The following is a 16,345-nucleotide window of genomic DNA, read 5'->3' as shown; positions in this document are numbered from 1 at the left end:
AAATATTTCGGTCGAACGGTAGCAACCCAATATGACGGAAAGACTACAAAGCGGATCTAGGATGAAGCTGGAGTTGGCGGGGAAAAGTCCGAAATAACTGTAAGCCAAATGCTGCGGTCGCCCAGCCAAGCACAGGACGGTAAGCGGGGCCCGTCCTGGGGTGGATGTTCGGCGAGCCGGCTGCGACGGCGCCTCTGCCGTCGTCGCCCGCTCGCCAAGCGGTCAGGGCAATACCGGTGGCGTATAGGCCAGGGTGGTGCCCAAGGCCCAGAGCAGCACCAGGACCAACGGCGCGTGCACCAGCAATTGCACAAAGGAAAAGCCGATCAGGTCCCGGGCCTTGAGCCCGAGCACGCCCAATAGCGGCAGCATATAGAAGGGGTTGATCAGGTTCGGCAGCGCTTCGGCGGCGTTGTAGATCTGCACCGCCCAGCCCAGGTGGTATTGCAGGTCATTGGCCACCTGCATCACATAAGGCGCCTCGATGATCCACTTGCCACCGCCCGAGGGAATAAAGAATCCCAGCACCGCCGAGTACACGCCCATCAGCAGCGCGTACGTATCGTGGGAGGCGATCTGCACGAAAAAGGTCGAGATATGGTGGGCCAGCGTCTGGCCGTCGACACCCTTGACCACCGTCATCAAGGCCGCAATCGAACCGTACAGCGGGAACTGGATCAGCACCCCGGTGGTGGTCGGCACCGCGCGCGCCACGGCATCGAGGAAGCTGCGCGGGCGCCAGTGCAGCAGGGCGCCGAGCATCAGGAACAGAAAGTTGTAGGTATTGAGCCCGGAAATCGCGGTGATCGCCGGTTTGGTCGAGAACTCATGGAACAGCCAGCCACCCGCCAGGACCACCAGGGCAATGGTCAGCAGCGGGCTGTATTCCAGCCATTCCCCGGGGCGGGTGCGCGGTTGCGGTGCCGGCATGCTGAAGCTGGGGTCGACGCCGCAGGCCTGGGCATCACGGGCCGAATTCGGGCCGGGAGCGGTGGCGTAGGCGATGACCAGCGAAACCACGATCAATGCCAGCAGCAACACGCCGGACTGCCAGAGAAAGATGGTCTGGGTGAAGGGAATCACCCCGGTGATCGACAGGATCGACGGCGGCAGGCTGCCCGGGTTGGCCTGCAACTGCGCGGCCGACGACGACAGCCCCAGGGCCCAGACGGCCCCCAGCCCCAGGTAGGCGGCGGCACCGGCGGCGCGGTAATCCATGCGCAGGTCGGTGCGCCGGGCCAGGGCTCGCACCAGCAAGCCGCCGAATACCAGGGACAGGCCCCAGTTGAGCAAGGAGGCGACCATTGAGATCAGCGCTACCCAGGCCACGGCCGAACGGCCGTTTTTCGGGATGCGCGCCAGTTTGTCGATCAGTTTCACCGCCGGTGGCGAACTGGCGACCACATAGCCGCCGATCACCACAAAGGCCATCTGCATGGTGAATGGGATCAGGCTCCAGAACCCGTCGCCAAACGCCATGGCGGCGTCGGTAGGCTTGGCGCCCATGGCCAGGGTGGCGAGGGCGACGATGATCACCGCCAGCGCGGCGAACACCCAGGAGTCGGGGAACCAGCGTTCGGCCCAGCTTGAACAGCGCAGGGCAAAGCGGGCGGAGCGGCTGTCTTCGATGTCTGCGGACACGGAAATACCTCAAGTGTTTTTATGTTTATCAGGAGGTCGGGCGCCAGGGCAGGAGGCGTCCGATAACTGTGCAAGAATGCGGCAATTGGGAACCACTGCAAAGGATTGAAGGACATGTCATTTCCCGCTGAAGAACGTCAGGCCCTGCTCAAGGTCAAGGGTGTCGGAGCCACCGTGGTTTCGCGCCTGGAACAATTGGGCTTCACCTCCCTGGCGCAGTTGGCGGCGGCCGATGCCCTGGAGATCGTCACCCAGGCCGCGTCGCTGGTGGGCTCCAGTTGCTGGAAAAACAGCCCCCAGGCCCGCGCGGCGATCCAGGCCGCCATCGCCATGGCCAGGGACGCCTGAGCCGGTGAGCCGCGAAACCCCCTTCGCCTATCAGGCGGTGTACCGCTACCTGGTTGAGTGGATCGACAATGCCAGCGAGGCCGAGCAGCGCCTGCCCTCGCTGCGGGCCCTGGCGCTGCGGCTGAAGGTCTCGATCTCGACCATCAAGCATGCCTACGCCTTGCTTGAAGACCAGGGGCGCATCCAGTCCCGGCCCAAACAGGGCTATTTCCGGGTGCCGCTGGCGCCGTCGCAACTGCCGGTGGATGGGCCGAGCCTGATCGACAGTGTCTATGCCCAGGCTCGCCAGCCCGGCATGTTGGCGCTGTGCAGCGATGCGCCGGCCATATTGCTGTCCCTGGAAAATCCGCTACTGATGACCGAGCGCGAGCTGACCCGGCAGTATCCGCGCTCCCAGGCGCCACCGTTCCAGCCCTTTGGCGAACCCGAACTGCGCAGCGTCCTGGCCGAGCGCTATACCCGCTCTACCACTGACTATTGGCAGGCCGAACAGGTGTACCTGGGACCGGACCTGCGCAGCCTGCTGGAGCTGGCGCTGCATGCCCTGGAGCTGACGGGCAGCGTGGCGCTGGTGGAGTCGCCCTGTTCCTGGGCGATGTTGCGCCAACTGCGCGCCGCCAATATCCGGGTCATCGAACTGCCTCTGGACCGTACCGGGCGTTTCGATCAACAGCAGCTGCAAGACCTCCTGCAACGTGAGCCGGTGCGCCTGGTGGTGCTGTCATCGACCTTCAGCGTGCCCCACGGCAGCCTGATGCCGGCGGCCGACAAACAGCGGCTGTGCCGCTGGCTGGACGAACGGGGCATCTGGCTGTTCGAGAACGACAGCTATGGCGAGTTTTGTTTCAGCCCGGCCCCTGCGCGCTTTCGTGACTACGCCAACCCCGAGCGGCTGTTGGTGTTTGCCACGTGCGACAAGCAGATCGGCGCCGAGGCTCCGTTCAGCTACGTCCTGACCCGGGGCCATGGCCAGCGCCTGCATCGGCAGTTTCTAGAGCGTGCCTTTCGCCTGTCGCCGCTGCGTCAGCAGGCCCTGGCCCGGCTGTTCAGCTCCGGGCGGGTCGACCAGCATTTGCTGAAACTGCGGGTGCTGTTGCGCGAGCGCATGGGCCAGATGCAGGGTCTGCTTCAGGAACACGCCGCCCAGCAATTGCGGGTACAGCCGGCGGCCGGTGGCGCGACGTTATGGGTCGAGGCCCTGCGCCCGGTGGAGATGTTGCAGGTGTACCAGCGCCTGTTGGCCCAGGGCCTGGTCATTTCCCCCGGGCCAATGTTCAGCCAACAAGGCCTGTGGCGGCATCACCTGCGCCTGAGCTACACCCTCGACTGGCGCCAGGATATCCCCGGCGCCATTCAGGCCCTGGCCCAGGCCATCGATCAGGAACCCTGTTCGACCCCATAGCAGTGCCGCGCTTCGGGAAACTGCCCATCGCGCACTTCGGCGGCAAAGCGCTCGCAGGCCTGGCTGATCAGCGCGGCGGCGTCGGCGTATTGCTTGACGAAGCGCGGCACCTGCTCGCCGCCCAGGCCCAGCAGGTCCTCGGTGACCAGCACCTGGCCGTCGCAGGCGGGGGAGGCGCCGATGCCGATGGTTGGCATGGCCGAGAACTCGCTGATGCGCCGGGCTACCGGTTCCGCCACCCCCTCCAGCAGCAGGCTGAAAGCGCCCGCGGCGAGGTGGGCACGGGCGTCTTCTTCAATCGCCCGGGCCGTGGCTTCACTCATGCCCTGGGCCTTGAACCCGCCCATGGCGTTGACGTACTGCGGCATCAGGCCGATGTGGGCCATCACCGGAATGCCCCGTTGCACCAGAAACTCCACGGTCGGCGCGAGGGCCTTGCCGCCTTCGAGCTTGATCGCGTCGCAGCCGGTGCGCGCCAGCACCTGGGCGCAGTTGCGGTAGGCCTGTTGCGGCGACTCTTGATAACTGCCAAATGGCATGTCGGCGATCACACAGGCCAGGCGGGTGCTGGCGACCACGGCGCGGCTGTGGGCGATGATTTCCTCAAGGCTCATGTCCAGGGTCGAAGTGCGACCGTAGCCGACCATGGCCGTGGAGTCGCCGATCAGCACGAAGTCGACGAACGGGTCCATCAACCGGGCCATGTGGCTGGTGTAGGCGGTCAGGGAGACGATTTTCTGCCGGCCTTTCATCGCCACCAGTTGCGGTACGGTCAGGCGGCGGGTGCGGGTATGGATGCTCATGGCGGCTTTCCTGTTCTGCTGCGGTTTGGAAAGTTGCCGATTATTGCTGCTGCTCAAGGGGATTCAATGCACAGAAACTGGCTAAAAATAGACCCAGTTACGGGTTCGGGTTGTTCCGGGCTGTTTTTGCGTAGACCATTGGCGCCTTGGTTTCTGTCCCCCCTACAGAGTGACTGCTATGCCTTTGCCTCCAGAGACGCGACCGGCGCCGTTTTCCCGGTCCGACTATAAAACCCTGGGCCTCGCGGCCCTGGGTGGCGCGCTGGAAATCTACGATTTCATCATTTTCGTGTTCTTCGCCCTGACCCTGAGCCAGCTGTTCTTCCCGCCGGAAATGCCTGAGTGGCTGCGTCTGCTGCAAAGCTTCGGGATCTTTGTCACCGGCTACCTGGCGCGGCCGCTGGGCGGGATCCTGATGGCGCACTTCGCCGATCGGCTGGGGCGCAAGAAGGTCTTCAGCCTGAGCATCCTGATGATGGCCCTGCCATGCCTGCTGATCGGCATCATGCCGACCTACGCACAGATCGGTTATTTCGCGCCGCTGCTGTTGCTGGTGCTGCGGGTGCTGCAAGGCGCCGCGGTGGGCGGCGAAGTGCCCAGTGCCTGGGTGTTTGTCGCCGAGCACGCGCCGCCTGGCCATCGCGGTTATGCCCTGGGCTTCTTGCAGGCCGGGTTGACCTTCGGTTACCTGATCGGCGCGCTGACCGCGACCCTGCTCGCCCAACTGTTCACCCCGGCCGAGATTCTCGATCAGGCCTGGCGCTATCCGTTCCTCCTGGGCGGGCTCTTTGGGGTGATCGGCGTCTGGTTGCGCCGCTGGCTGAGTGAAACCCCGGTGTTCATGGCCATGCAGGCACGCCGCGAAACCGACGCCGAGCTGCCGCTGCGCACCGTGTTGCGCGAGCATCGCCTGGCGATGTTGCCGGCCTTGATCCTGACCTGTGTCCTGACTTCGGCGGTGGTGGTGTTTGTGGTCATCACGCCGACCATGATGCAGAAAACCTTCGGCATGACCGCCAGCCATACCTTCGCCCTGAGCAGCCTGGGCATCGTGTTCCTGAATATCGGCTGCGTGCTGGCCGGGCTGATCGTCGACCGCATCGGTGCCTGGCGCACGGTGATGCTCTACAGCCTGCTGCTGCCCCTGGGCATTGGCCTGCTGTATGCGAGCCTGATCGGCGGCAGCCAGTGGGTTGGCCTGGCCTACGCGGTGGCCGGGCTCGGGTGCGGCGTGGTCGGCGCGGTGCCATCGGTGATGGTCAGCCTGTTTCCGGCGCGGATCCGCGTGTCGGGCATCTCCTTTACCTACAACATCGCCTACGCCCTTTGGGCCAGCACCACGCCGTTGCTGTTGATCGCGCTGATGCCCTGGAGCCCATGGGTGTGTGTGATCTATTGCGTGGTGATGGGCGCGGTGGGCGTGGTCAGCGCCGGGTATTTCGGTTCGCGCCTGCCCAGTGAGACACGCTCGGCCCTGCCATCCGGCTGCTGATCCTGGCGAAGCGGGCCATCCCGGAATCGACGTATTTCGAGACTGGCCCGTGCTAGAGCCCTCGCCGAGGACTTGCTGTTTTTACCTGCCACAGCGCTGCAAAATTGCCTTCAGCCCTGGGCGATTTACCCGCTAATCTCCCCGGAACCCGTGGCCTGCACGGGCTTTTCGGGGGCTGTCTTGATTCGATCGACGCTGTGTTCCTTGAGAGACTTTTCCACGCTGGAGCCGCTGTTGCAGATGGCTCTGGTGTCGTTCGTGCTGGGCCTGGTGTTTGCCGGTATCGAACTGTGGACCCAGAGCGCACCGGACTACGACCTGGAGGGCGCAAGCGTCGAGACCTTCAGCGCTAGGGTGCTGGAAGTGGGCCCCGGACGGATCCTGCTTGAGGAAGCTGAAGGCGGTGAGGTGCTGGCACTGACGATTGCGCGCGGTATCAGCCAATTGAACGCGGACCCGGCGCGGTTCAAGGGCCAGACGCTGACCGTCAGCCATCTGCGCCACTACCTGCTCAGTTGCAGTCGCGAGGGCGAGGCCCTGTGTCGCGCTCGCTGTACCTCGGCCAGCAGTTGCCGGGACAGTCGCCGCGAATATGAATCGTCGTTGAGCATGCTGTACGGCGCATGGGCCGTCACCTTGGCCAGCCTGGGTGCGTATGCCTGGGGACGGCGCGGCCGCAGGCCCTTGCGGGTCGAGGGCGAATGACCGGGACGGGTCGCGACCTCAGCTGCAGCACTCCGGTAACCAGCGGTCCAGGTCCCGCGCCCGTTCACGGCTCAGACGGCTGACGCAGGTATTGATCAGGGTGGTGTGGGCCGGCGTTCCCGGTTGCACTTCAAACGCCTCGACCACGCAACTGGTGTCCCGGTATTTGATCCAGGCCCGTTGGGCATTTTTCAGTTTGCCGAGGTAATCCTGCTCCAGCAGCGGGTGGCTCTGATACTGGTGTTGCAGGCGCCCGAGCAGCGCCTGATAGCTGGTGTTGAGGGCTGCATCGGCGCGATCCTTGTCGAGCTGCGCACAGCGCTCGACCTGAGCGCCGAGGGTGATCCGCGAACAATCGAGGTCATCTGCCAGGGCCGCCGATGCCACGCCGAGCAGTAGGGAAAACAGAGCGATGGAGAGCCGTGAAAGCCGGAGCGGGTGCAGCATGGCATGCCCTTGCGCGGATAAAAGAGCCGGCATTCTACAGCGCCTGCCACCACCAGGCAGGCGCCTGGCGCGCCACAGCATGCCGCGGTTTGCCTCTGCTACTGCAAGCCGTACCAGAACAGCAGGGTGCCGATCAGGCCGACCAGCGAAACAATGCTCTGCAACACCGACCAGACCCACAGCGTCTGCTTGAGTTGCAGGCCGAAATACTCGCGCACCATCCAGAACCCGGCATCGTTAACGTGGCAGAAGAACACCGAGCCGGCGCCAATCGCCAGGGCCACCAGCGAGCTTTGGGTGGCGGCCAGGCCAGCCATCATCGGCGCAAGAATCCCGGCGGTCGTGGTGGTGGCCACGGTAGCCGAGCCGGTGGCCTGGCGCAGTGCCACGGCAATCAGCCAGGCCAGGAGCAGGTACGGCATATGGGCGCCTTCGGCGACCTTGCTGATGGTCTGGCTGACGCCGGCGTCCAGCAGGGTCTGCTTGAGGCCGCCGCCGGCGCCGATGGTCAGCAGCAGCACGGCAATCGGCGCCAGGCTTTTGCGCAGGGTGCCGCCGACTTCCTCCCGGGGCATGCCGTTGGCCCAGCCCAGGCAGATCACCGCTGCCATGACCGCAATGCCCAGGGCCACCAGGGGCTCACCGAGAAACTTCAGGCTCAGGGCAACCGAGCTTTCAGGGGGCATTGCCACCTTGGCCAGGGTACTGCCGAGCATCAGCAGCACCGGCAGCAGGATAATCAGCAGCGACACGCCGAAGCTCGGCTGGCGCGGGGCCTTGGGCGGGGCGCTGAACAGGGCGCCAAGCTCAGCCGGCTCCTCCACGTGCATGCGCCGGGACAGCCAGTTGCCATAGATCGGCCCGGCCAGGATCACCGCAGGAATGGCGATGCAAACCCCCAGCAACATGGTCAGGCCCAGGTCGGCGTGCAAGGCACTGACGGCAATCAGCGGGCCGGGGTGGGGCGGCATCAGCGCGTGCAGGGTGGTCATGCCGGCGAGGGCCGGGATGGCGATTTTCAACAACGGCTGCCCCGAGCGGCGCGCCATGACGAAGATGATCGGCACCATCATCACCAGGCCCACTTCAAAGAACAGCGGCAGGCCGATGACCATCGCCACCAGGGCCATTACCCACGGCAGCGAGCGGCCCTTGCCCAGCCCGAGCAAGGTGGAGGCGATCCGGTCGGCGGCGCCGGACTCGGCCATCAGGGCGCCGAGCATCGAGCCCAGGGCAATGATGATCCCGGCTTCGCCCAGAATGGCCCCGGCCCCTTTGCTGAAGGCCTTGGCCACCTCTTCCGGCGGCAGGCCGGCGCCAACCCCGGCGATGAAGGTGCCGATCAGGATCGACAGAAAAGGCGGCAGCTTGGTCGCGCTGATCAACACGATGATGGTGGCGATGGCCAGCAGGCAGCAGAGAATCAGGCGGGTGTCATGGACCATCCAGGCAGCAGTCGATACATCCAAGGCGGGGGCTCCTTATCGGATCAGGTTTAATTGTTACGTTTTGTTTCGTAGATTTGAAGCATACCGGACACGCCCCGGCCCGATGGGATTTGCCCAGTTTTGGTGCATTTGTTAGCCAGCTAACGATTCCGGCCATCTCTCGGCAGCAAGCCGGATAACCGCAGGATGACGCCAGGATGAGGATTGCGTCAGACAGGCAGGTAGGCGCCGCGAATCGAACTATCATCAGGCCGTCGATTTCGCGGAATACGAGGTAACGCCATGGGGGCCGGGCACAGTCACGGACCAGTACGCGCAGGGCACGAGCGTTCGTTGTGGATGGCCCTGGGGCTGACCGCCAGCTTCATGCTGGCCGAGGTCATTGGGGCTTTTGTCACTGGCAGCCTGGCGCTGCTGTCGGATGCCGCGCACATGTTGACCGACACCCTGGCGCTGGCGATTTCCCTGGTGGCGATCCAGGTTGCCAAGCGCGCCGCCGACCGCAAGCGCACCTTCGGTTATGCACGCTTCGAGATTCTGGCGGCGGCCTTCAACGCCATCCTGCTGTTCGTGGTGGCGTTCTACATCCTGTTCGAGGCCTGGCAGCGGTTGCGGTCGCCGGCCGAGATCCAGTCCATCGGCATGCTGCTGATCGCGGTACTGGGGCTGGTGGTGAACCTGATTTCGATGCGCCTGCTGGCGTCTTCCAGCGAGCAGAGCCTGAACGTCAAAGGGGCGTACCTGGAGGTCTGGAGCGACATGCTCGGCTCCCTCGGGGTGATTGTCGCGGCCTTGGTGATCCTCTACACCGGCTGGGGCTGGGTCGACTCACTGGTAGCGGCTGGCATCGGTTTCTGGGTCTTGCCGCGCACCTGGACCCTGCTCAGGGAGAGCATGAACGTGCTGCTGCAGGGCGTGCCCGACGGCATCGATATCGATCAGGTGGAGCAGGGCATTCGCGCCGTGGACGGGGTCAGTGACGTGCATGATCTGCACATCTGGGCCCTCACCAGCGGCAAGAACGTGCTCAGTGCGCACCTGGTGGTGGATCTCTCGCAGCGCACCGAACAACAGGTGCTGGCCGAAGTCACGGAGTGGGTGCAGGAGCGCTTTGCCATTTCCCACGTGACCATCCAGGTCGAGCAGAGCGGCTTTCATCAGCACGACCATGGGCCCGAGTAGGCGCCCGACAGTCGCTCACTCACGTTCCTCAAGCACGTACCCGACACCGCGCAGGGTGTGGATCAGCTTGCTGTCGAACGGGTCGTCGATCTTCGCCCGCAGGCGGCGGATCGACACCTCGACCACGTTGGTGTCGCAATCGAAATTCATGTCCCAGACAAACGAGATGATCTGCGTGCGCGACAGCACCACGCCGCTCTGGCGCATCAGCAGGTGCAGCAGGGCGAACTCCTTGGTGGTCAGGTCGATGCGCTGCTTGCCGCGAAAGGCCCGGTGGCGGCCCTGGTCCAGCTCCAGGTCGGCCACCCGCAACACATCCGGGACCGGTGGCTGTTCACTGCGGCGCATCAGGGTGCGGACCCGGGCCAGCAGTTCGGGGAACTCGAACGGCTTGACCAGGTAATCATCGGCGCCCAGGTCCAGGCCTTTGATCTTGTCGGCCAGGCGCCCCAGGGCGGTGAGCATCATGATCCGCGTGGGGCTGCTTTCGCGTATGCGTTGCAGCACGCCCCAGCCATCCAGCAGCGGCAGGTTGACGTCGAGAATCACCAGGTCATAGGCGTGCTGCAGGGTCAGGTGCAGACCGTCCGCGCCATTGCTGGCGCAGTCCACGACATAGCCGCTTTCGGACAGCCCTTGATGCAGGTAATCGGCAGTTTTGGGTTCGTCTTCGATAACCAGGATGCGCATGCGGAGTGAGATCTCGGAGTTGAAAGGCAGTTGCGACTCGAACACGTGATGCCGGCCTACCCCTGGTCGTTGTGGTTTTGGTGGGGGATCAAGCATCGGCCGCCGAGGTATTTCCGGATGCGAAATACACCGCAGGGAAGGCGTCGATCCGGCGCTGTTTGAGGGACCGGATACTAATACAGAACCTTGAGCCAGAGCCTTGGCTAACGGATTTGTAATCTTTGCGCCACCCTGTTGATAAGTACCCGACGCTACATTTGGCCGGCATTCAATACCCTCCCTTTTAATGATTGAGCGGGGCGCGGTGTTGACTCAGCAGGCCGGTGCGAATGCCTTGGATGATTGGCCGGTCTCTGCTGTTTCAACCGTTGCGGCAACACTGCTTGTGCACAGGCCTGAATCGGTTATGCCCATCACCATGAGAATTTCCCTGCGGCGCCTGGTGGCCCTGTCTGGCGCCTTGTTATTGGCCAGCGTGGCGCTTGAACAGGCCCGGGCCGCCGAGGCATTGAGCCTGGACCAGGCCCTGCAGACCGCCGTCGCCAACAACCCGGAGCTGGCCGCGGCGCGCTGGGACGTCGAGATTGCCCAGGGCGCTCGACAACAGGCCGGACTTATCCCCAACCCGGTGCTGGCGCTGGATGCCGAAGACACTCGCCGCGATTCGCGCACCACGGCCGTCAAGCTCAGCCAGACCCTGGAACTGGGAGGCAAGCGCGGGGCACGGATCGAAGTCGCCAGCCGTGGCCAGGACGCGGTGGACCTGGAGCTGGAGCGGCGGCGCAATCTGCTGCGCGCTGAGGTGATCGAGGCTTTTTATGCAGCCTTGCGTGCCCAGGAGCGCAGCCAATTGGCCGAGCGTTCCCTGGCCCTGGCCGAGCGCGGCCTGAACGTGGCCCAGGGCCGGGTGACCGCGGGCAAGGCTTCGCCGGTGGAAGCGGCACGGGCGCAGGTGCAGCTGTCGCAGATGCGCCTGGAGTCCAACCGCGCGCACATGGATCAGGGCAACGCCTATCGGCGCCTGGCCACGGTCAGTGGTGCATCCACTGTGGGGTTCAGCGCGGTTCAGGCCCCATCCCAGTTGTTGCCGAGCGTGCCGGCCGCCACCGCGTTGCTGGCTCGGCTGGAGCAGACGGTCGAATTGCGCCTGGCCGAGATGGCGATCGTGCAGGGGGAAGCGGCCCTGGGCCTGGAAAAGTCCCAGCGCATTCCCGACCTGGATATCAGCCTGGGCAGCCAGTACGACGCCAGCGCTCGCGAGCGGGTCAACCTGGTGGGGCTGTCGATGCCGATTCCGTTGTTCAACCGCAACCAGGGCAATGTGCTGTCGGCCGCGCGCCGTGCCGACCAGGCCCGGGATTTGCGCAACGCCGCCGAGCTGCGCCTGCGCGGTGAAACCCGCGATGCCCTGGACCAGTGGGCCACGGCCGAGAACGAGGTGCAGTCGTTCAACCGGGTGATTCTGCCCGCCGCGCAAAACGCCGTGGACAGCGCCACCCGCGGCTTCCAGATGGGCAAGTTCAACTTCCTCGAAGTCCTCGACGCCCAGCGCACCCTGATCGAGGCCCGCAGCCAATACCTGATGGCGCTGGCGCAAACCACCGAGGCCTGGGTGCGCATAGAACGCATCTACGGCGACCTGACGCTGCTTGACCGCAGCCGCTGACAACCCATTGCCGCTGAGCGTGCGCAATCCCTGGCGCAATTCCTGGAGCAGCGCCGCCAGCCGTTTTCCATCACTGCAAACCTTAGGCGCCGCAGCATTGTTCGCCGGCGGCACAGCGTTTTTTCAGGAGCACCCATGAACAACAAACGAAGCATTGCCATCGCCTTCGGCCTGGTCGCAGCGCTGGGCCTGGTCGGGCTGCTGTTGCAGCAACGCGCCGAGGGCCAGGCCCCGGCGGCCAGTGTCGAACCCGCGCCTGAAGAGCATGCCGAGGAAGAGGGGCTGCTCGAACTCAGCGCGCAGCAGATTCAAGCCGCCGGCATCGAGCTGGCCGAGGCCCAGCCGCGCCGCCTCAGTACCTTGCTGGCGCTGCCGGGCGAGGTGCGCTTCGACGAGGACCGCACCTCGCACATGGTGCCGCGTGCTGCCGGCGTGGTGGAGTCGGTGCAGGTCAATCTGGGCCAGGCGGTCAAGCGCGGCGACCTGTTGGCGGTGATCGCCAGCCAGCAGATCTCCGATCAGCGCAGTGAGCTGGCCGCCGCCGAGCGTCGGGTGCAACTGGCCCGCACCACCTTCCAGCGCGAGCGCCAATTGTGGGTCGAGCAGATTGCCGCCGAGCAGGATTACCTGTTGGCCCGCCAGGCGCTGCAAGAGGCCGAGATTGCTCAGGCCAATGCGCGGCAGAAAATGAACGCCCTGAGCGGCAGCGCCCAGTTGGTGGGCGGCAACCGCTATGAAATGCGCGCGCCGTTCGACGCCGTGGTGGTGGAAAAACACCTGAGCCTGGGGGAGGTGGTCAATGAGTCCAGCGCCGCTTTCACCCTGTCCGACCTGTCCCGGGTCTGGGTCACGTTTGGCGTGTTTCCCAAGGACCTGGACACGGTTCGGGTCGGCCAGGCGGTGACCGTCAGTTCCAGTGAATTGGGGACCCAGGTGCAGGGCCAGGTGGCCTATGTCGGCAGCCTGCTCGGCGAGCAGAGCCGTACCGCCACGGTCCGGGTCAGCGTCGCCAACCCTCAGGACACTTGGCGCCCGGGCCTGTTTGTCGCGGTGCAGGTGGCCACCGACAGCTATGAGGCGGCGGTCACGGTGCCCCAGGCGGCGATTCAGACCGTGGAAGGGCAACCCTCGGTGTTCGTGCGGGTCGACCACGGCTTCATGGCTCAGGCGGTCGTGACCGGAGCCAGCCAGGACGGCGTGGTTGAAATCAAGCAGGGCCTGGCGGCCGGCGCCCAGGTGGCCAGCAACGGCAGCTTCACCCTCAAGTCCGAACTGGGCAAAGGCTCGGCCGAACACAGCCATTGAATGGCCCCTCATAGAGTGATTTCACATGTTTGAACGCATCATTCAATTCGCCATCGAGCAGCGCATCATCGTGTTGCTGGCGGTGCTGCTGATGGCCGGGGTGGGCATCGCCAGTTATCAGAAACTGCCGATCGACGCAGTGCCGGACATCACCAACGTGCAGGTGCAGATCAACTCGGCGGCGGCCGGGTTCTCACCGCTGGAAACCGAGCAGCGCATCACCTTTCCCATCGAGACCGCCATGGCCGGCCTGCCCGGGTTGCAACAGACCCGCTCGCTGTCGCGCTCGGGGTTGTCCCAGGTGACGGTGATCTTCAAGGACGGCACCGACCTGTTCTTCGCTCGGCAACTGGTCAACGAGCGCCTGCAGGTGGCGCGCGAGCAATTGCCGGCGGGCGTCGAGGCGCTGATGGGGCCGATCTCCACCGGGCTTGGGGAAATCTTCCTGTGGACCGTGGAGGCCAAGGAGGGCGCGCTCAAGGACGACGGGACAGCGTACACGCCGACCGACCTGCGGGTGATCCAGGACTGGATCATCAAACCGCAATTGCGCAACGTGCCGGGGGTGGCCGAGATCAACACCATCGGCGGCTTTGCCAAGGAATACCAGATCGCCCCCGACCCCAAGCGCCTGGCCGCCTACCGCCTGACCCTGAACGATCTGGTGACGGCCCTGGAGCGCAATAACGCCAACGTCGGCGCCGGTTACATCGAGCGCAGCGGCGAACAGTTGCTGATTCGCGCCCCGGGCCAACTGGCCTCGATCGACGACATTGCCAACATCGTGATCAGCAGCAGCGACGGCACGCCGATCCGCGTGAGCAATGTGGCCCAGGTCCAGATCGGTCGCGAGTTGCGCACCGGTGCCGCCACCGAGAATGGGCGCGAGGTGGTGCTGGGCACGGTGTTTATGCTGATCGGCGAAAACAGCCGCGCCGTGTCCCAGGCCGTGGCGAAAAAACTTGAAGAGATCAACCGTTCGTTGCCCGCAGGGGTGGTGGCGGTCACCGTGTACGACCGCACCAACCTGGTGGAAAAAGCCATCGCCACGGTGAAGAAAAACCTCTTCGAAGGCGCGTTGCTGGTGATCGTGATTCTGTTCCTGTTCCTGGGCAATATTCGCGCGGCATTGATTACCGCGATGGTGATCCCGCTGGCGATGCTGTTCACCTTTACCGGGATGTTCAGCAACCGGGTCAGTGCCAACCTGATGAGCCTGGGGGCCCTGGATTTCGGGATTATCGTCGACGGCGCGGTGGTCATCGTCGAGAACGCCATTCGTCGCCTGGCCCATGCCCAGCGCCACCACGGCCGTATGCTCACCCGCTCCGAACGCCTGCATGAAGTGTTCGCCGCGGCCAAGGAGGCGCGGCGGGCGCTGATTTTCGGCCAGTTGATCATCATGGTGGTGTACCTGCCGATTTTCGCCCTGACCGGGGTCGCCGGAAAAATGTTCCACCCCATGGCTTTCACCGTGGTGATTGCGCTGCTGGGGGCGATGATTCTCTCGGTGACCTTCGTTCCGGCGGCCATTGCCCTGTTTGTCACCGGCAAGGTCAAGGAAGAAGAAAACCTGGTCATGCGCAGCGCGCGCCGGGCTTACGCACCGGTGCTCGATTGGGTCATGGGCCACCGCTCCCTGGCGTTTGCCCTGGCCTTGCTGACTCTGGTTGGGTCCGGCCTGGTGGCGAGCCGCATGGGCAGTGAGTTTATCCCCAGCCTCAGCGAAGGCGACTTCGCTCAGCAAGCCTTGCGCGTACCGGGCACCAGCCTCACGCAATCGGTGGAGATGCAGCAGCGCCTGGAGCAGACCCTGATGGCCCAGGTGCCGGAAATCGAGCGGGTGTTCGCCCGTACCGGCACGGCGGAAATCGCCTCCGACCCGATGCCACCGAACATCTCCGACAGTTACCTGATGCTCAAGCCCAAGGCGCAATGGCCGGACCCGGGCAAGTCGCGGGAAACCCTGATCGCGGATATCCAGCGTGCCAGCGCAATTGTGCCGGGCAGTGCGTATGAGTTGTCGCAACCGATTCAGCTGCGTTTCAACGAGCTGATTTCCGGGGTGCGCAGCGATGTCGCGGTCAAGGTCTTTGGCGATGACATGGCGGTGCTCAACAGCACTGCCGCCGAGATCGCCGAGACCTTGCAGAAGCTCGATGGCGCCTCGGAGGTCAAGGTCGAGCAGACCACCGGCCTGCCGGTGCTGACCATCAATATCGATCGCGACAAGGCTGCGCGTTTCGGCCTCAATGTCGGCGACGTGCAGGACACCATTGCCGTGGCCGTGGGCGGGCGCCAGGCCGGCACGCTGTACGAGGGCGATCGGCGCTTCGACATGGTCGTGCGCCTCTCGGATGCCTTGCGCACCGACATCGACGGGCTGTCGCGGCTGCTGATCCCGACCCCGGCCCGGGCGGGCAGTGATTCCGGGCAGATCGGCTTCGTCGCGCTGTCGGAGGTGGCCAGCCTGGACCTGGTGCTGGGCCCGAACCAGGTCAGCCGCGAAAATGGCAAGCGTCTGGTGATCGTCAGCGCTAACGTGCGTGGGCGTGATATCGGCTCCTTTGTCGACGAGGCCACGCTGCGGATTGCCGCAGAAGTGAAAGTCCCCGCCGGCTACTGGACCAGTTGGGGTGGGCAGTTCGAACAACTGCAGGAAGCCACCCAGCGCCTGCAAGTGGTGGTGCCGGTGGCGCTGCTGCTGGTGTTCGGCTTGCTGTTCATGATGTTCAACAACCTCAAGGACGGCCTGCTGGTGTTCACCGGCATTCCCTTTGCCCTTACGGGCGGGATCATGGCGCTGTGGCTGCGGGACATTCCGCTGTCGATCTCGGCCGGGGTGGGCTTTATTGCCTTGTCCGGCGTGGCGATGCTCAACGGCCTGGTGATGATTGCGTTTATCCGCAACCTGCGTGAGCAGGGAAGGCCCCTGGCGCTGGCGATCAACGAAGGCGCACTGACCCGCCTGCGCCCGGTCCTGATGACCGCGCTGGTGGCGTCCCTGGGTTTCATCCCCATGGCCCTGGCCACCGGCACCGGCGCCGAAGTCCAGCGCCCCCTGGCCACCGTGGTCATTGGCGGCATCCTCTCCTCGACCATCCTCACCCTCCTGGTTCTGCCCGCCCTCTACCACTGGGCGCACCGCAAGGAAGAACAGCCAACCACATGACCGCAGCCGCTGTAGCCGCTGCCGAAGGCTCGGGCCGCGTTCGG

The 16,345-nt window shown here is 64.7% G+C and carries 13 protein-coding genes; 8 read left to right on the top strand and 5 right to left on the bottom strand.

Annotation, left to right across the window (positions count from 1 at the left end; translation table 11 throughout):
- Window positions 1–222 precede the first annotated feature (222 nt).
- The gene (locus ACOZJV_RS25605; RefSeq protein ID WP_201127984.1) at window positions 223–1,641 is read right to left on the bottom strand and encodes a TIGR00366 family protein; all 1,419 of its coding nucleotides are present in this window, start codon (window positions 1,639–1,641) and stop codon (window positions 223–225) included.
- A 114-nt stretch (window positions 1,642–1,755) separates the two neighbouring features.
- Between ACOZJV_RS25605 and ACOZJV_RS25600 the strand changes: the two genes are divergently transcribed.
- Window positions 1,756–1,989 (top strand): Pathogenicity locus, encoded by a 234-nt coding sequence (locus tag ACOZJV_RS25600; RefSeq protein WP_078472498.1) that lies wholly within the window; start codon window positions 1,756–1,758, stop codon window positions 1,987–1,989.
- A 4-nt stretch (window positions 1,990–1,993) separates the two neighbouring features.
- Window positions 1,994–3,391: an aminotransferase class I/II-fold pyridoxal phosphate-dependent enzyme gene (locus tag ACOZJV_RS25595; RefSeq protein WP_201127982.1), complete on the top strand. Its 1,398-nt coding sequence runs from the start codon at window positions 1,994–1,996 to the stop codon at window positions 3,389–3,391.
- Here ACOZJV_RS25595 and panB read toward each other — a convergent pair.
- Window positions 3,367–4,194 (bottom strand): 3-methyl-2-oxobutanoate hydroxymethyltransferase, encoded by an 828-nt coding sequence (gene panB / locus ACOZJV_RS25590; protein WP_020297707.1) that lies wholly within the window; start codon window positions 4,192–4,194, stop codon window positions 3,367–3,369. The genes ACOZJV_RS25595 and panB overlap by 25 nt on opposite strands.
- A 178-nt stretch (window positions 4,195–4,372) precedes the next feature.
- On the opposite strand from panB, the gene ACOZJV_RS25585 reads away from it, so the two are divergent.
- Window positions 4,373–5,686, top strand: coding sequence for an MFS transporter (locus ACOZJV_RS25585; protein WP_078472495.1), 1,314 nt, complete (start codon window positions 4,373–4,375; stop codon window positions 5,684–5,686).
- A gap of 204 nt (window positions 5,687–5,890) precedes the next feature.
- The gene (locus ACOZJV_RS25580; protein WP_178102981.1) at window positions 5,891–6,391 is read left to right on the top strand and encodes a hypothetical protein; all 501 of its coding nucleotides are present in this window, start codon (window positions 5,891–5,893) and stop codon (window positions 6,389–6,391) included.
- An 18-nt stretch (window positions 6,392–6,409) separates the two neighbouring features.
- On the opposite strand, the gene ACOZJV_RS25575 is transcribed toward ACOZJV_RS25580, so the two are convergent.
- Together ACOZJV_RS25575 and ACOZJV_RS25570 are read right to left on the bottom strand one after the other, a co-directional pair.
- Window positions 6,410–6,838, bottom strand: a complete 429-nt coding sequence (locus ACOZJV_RS25575; RefSeq protein ID WP_078472494.1) for a lysozyme inhibitor LprI family protein — start codon at window positions 6,836–6,838, stop codon at window positions 6,410–6,412.
- Between the two features lie 98 nt (window positions 6,839–6,936).
- Window positions 6,937–8,307, bottom strand: a complete 1,371-nt coding sequence (locus tag ACOZJV_RS25570) for a gluconate:H+ symporter (protein ID WP_421548794.1) — start codon at window positions 8,305–8,307, stop codon at window positions 6,937–6,939.
- Between the two features lie 261 nt (window positions 8,308–8,568).
- Here ACOZJV_RS25570 and ACOZJV_RS25565 point away from each other — a divergent pair, with 261 nt between their 5' ends.
- On the top strand, window positions 8,569–9,468 hold the full coding sequence (locus ACOZJV_RS25565; protein WP_078472492.1) for a cation diffusion facilitator family transporter: 900 nt from the start codon (window positions 8,569–8,571) through the stop codon (window positions 9,466–9,468).
- Between the two features lie 15 nt (window positions 9,469–9,483).
- On the opposite strand, the gene ACOZJV_RS25560 is transcribed toward ACOZJV_RS25565, so the two are convergent.
- Window positions 9,484–10,158: a heavy metal response regulator transcription factor gene (locus tag ACOZJV_RS25560; protein WP_078472515.1), complete on the bottom strand. Its 675-nt coding sequence runs from the start codon at window positions 10,156–10,158 to the stop codon at window positions 9,484–9,486.
- A 406-nt stretch (window positions 10,159–10,564) separates the two neighbouring features.
- Between ACOZJV_RS25560 and ACOZJV_RS25555 the strand changes: the two genes are divergently transcribed.
- From ACOZJV_RS25555 to ACOZJV_RS25545, 3 genes are all read left to right on the top strand, one after another.
- Complete coding sequence (locus ACOZJV_RS25555) at window positions 10,565–11,824, top strand: TolC family protein (RefSeq protein WP_421548793.1); 1,260 nt, start codon at window positions 10,565–10,567, stop codon at window positions 11,822–11,824.
- A 135-nt stretch (window positions 11,825–11,959) separates the two neighbouring features.
- Window positions 11,960–13,129 (top strand): efflux RND transporter periplasmic adaptor subunit, encoded by a 1,170-nt coding sequence (locus tag ACOZJV_RS25550; RefSeq protein ID WP_421548792.1) that lies wholly within the window; start codon window positions 11,960–11,962, stop codon window positions 13,127–13,129.
- 25 nt (window positions 13,130–13,154) lie between these two features.
- The gene (locus ACOZJV_RS25545) at window positions 13,155–16,301 is read left to right on the top strand and encodes a CusA/CzcA family heavy metal efflux RND transporter (RefSeq protein WP_421548791.1); all 3,147 of its coding nucleotides are present in this window, start codon (window positions 13,155–13,157) and stop codon (window positions 16,299–16,301) included.
- The last annotated feature ends 44 nt before the right edge of the window (window positions 16,302–16,345 follow it).

This window comes from Pseudomonas sp. QD4, from assembly GCF_049199125.1.
Classification (GTDB): domain Bacteria; phylum Pseudomonadota; class Gammaproteobacteria; order Pseudomonadales; family Pseudomonadaceae; genus Aquipseudomonas.
This window is presented reverse-complemented; position numbering and strand designations above follow the sequence as displayed.

Coding starts and splice junctions, on each gene's coding strand:
- ACOZJV_RS25560 (WP_078472515.1), bottom strand. CDS start 10,158: ATGCGCATCCTGGTTATCGAAGACGAACCCAAAACTGCCGATTACCTG.
- ACOZJV_RS25565 (WP_078472492.1), top strand. CDS start 8,569: ATGGGGGCCGGGCACAGTCACGGACCAGTACGCGCAGGGCACGAGCGT.
- panB (WP_020297707.1), bottom strand. CDS start 4,194: ATGAGCATCCATACCCGCACCCGCCGCCTGACCGTACCGCAACTGGTG.
- ACOZJV_RS25545 (WP_421548791.1), top strand. CDS start 13,155: ATGTTTGAACGCATCATTCAATTCGCCATCGAGCAGCGCATCATCGTG.
- ACOZJV_RS25585 (WP_078472495.1), top strand. CDS start 4,373: ATGCCTTTGCCTCCAGAGACGCGACCGGCGCCGTTTTCCCGGTCCGAC.
- ACOZJV_RS25575 (WP_078472494.1), bottom strand. CDS start 6,838: ATGCTGCACCCGCTCCGGCTTTCACGGCTCTCCATCGCTCTGTTTTCC.
- ACOZJV_RS25555 (WP_421548793.1), top strand. CDS start 10,565: ATGCCCATCACCATGAGAATTTCCCTGCGGCGCCTGGTGGCCCTGTCT.
- ACOZJV_RS25550 (WP_421548792.1), top strand. CDS start 11,960: ATGAACAACAAACGAAGCATTGCCATCGCCTTCGGCCTGGTCGCAGCG.
- ACOZJV_RS25600 (WP_078472498.1), top strand. CDS start 1,756: ATGTCATTTCCCGCTGAAGAACGTCAGGCCCTGCTCAAGGTCAAGGGT.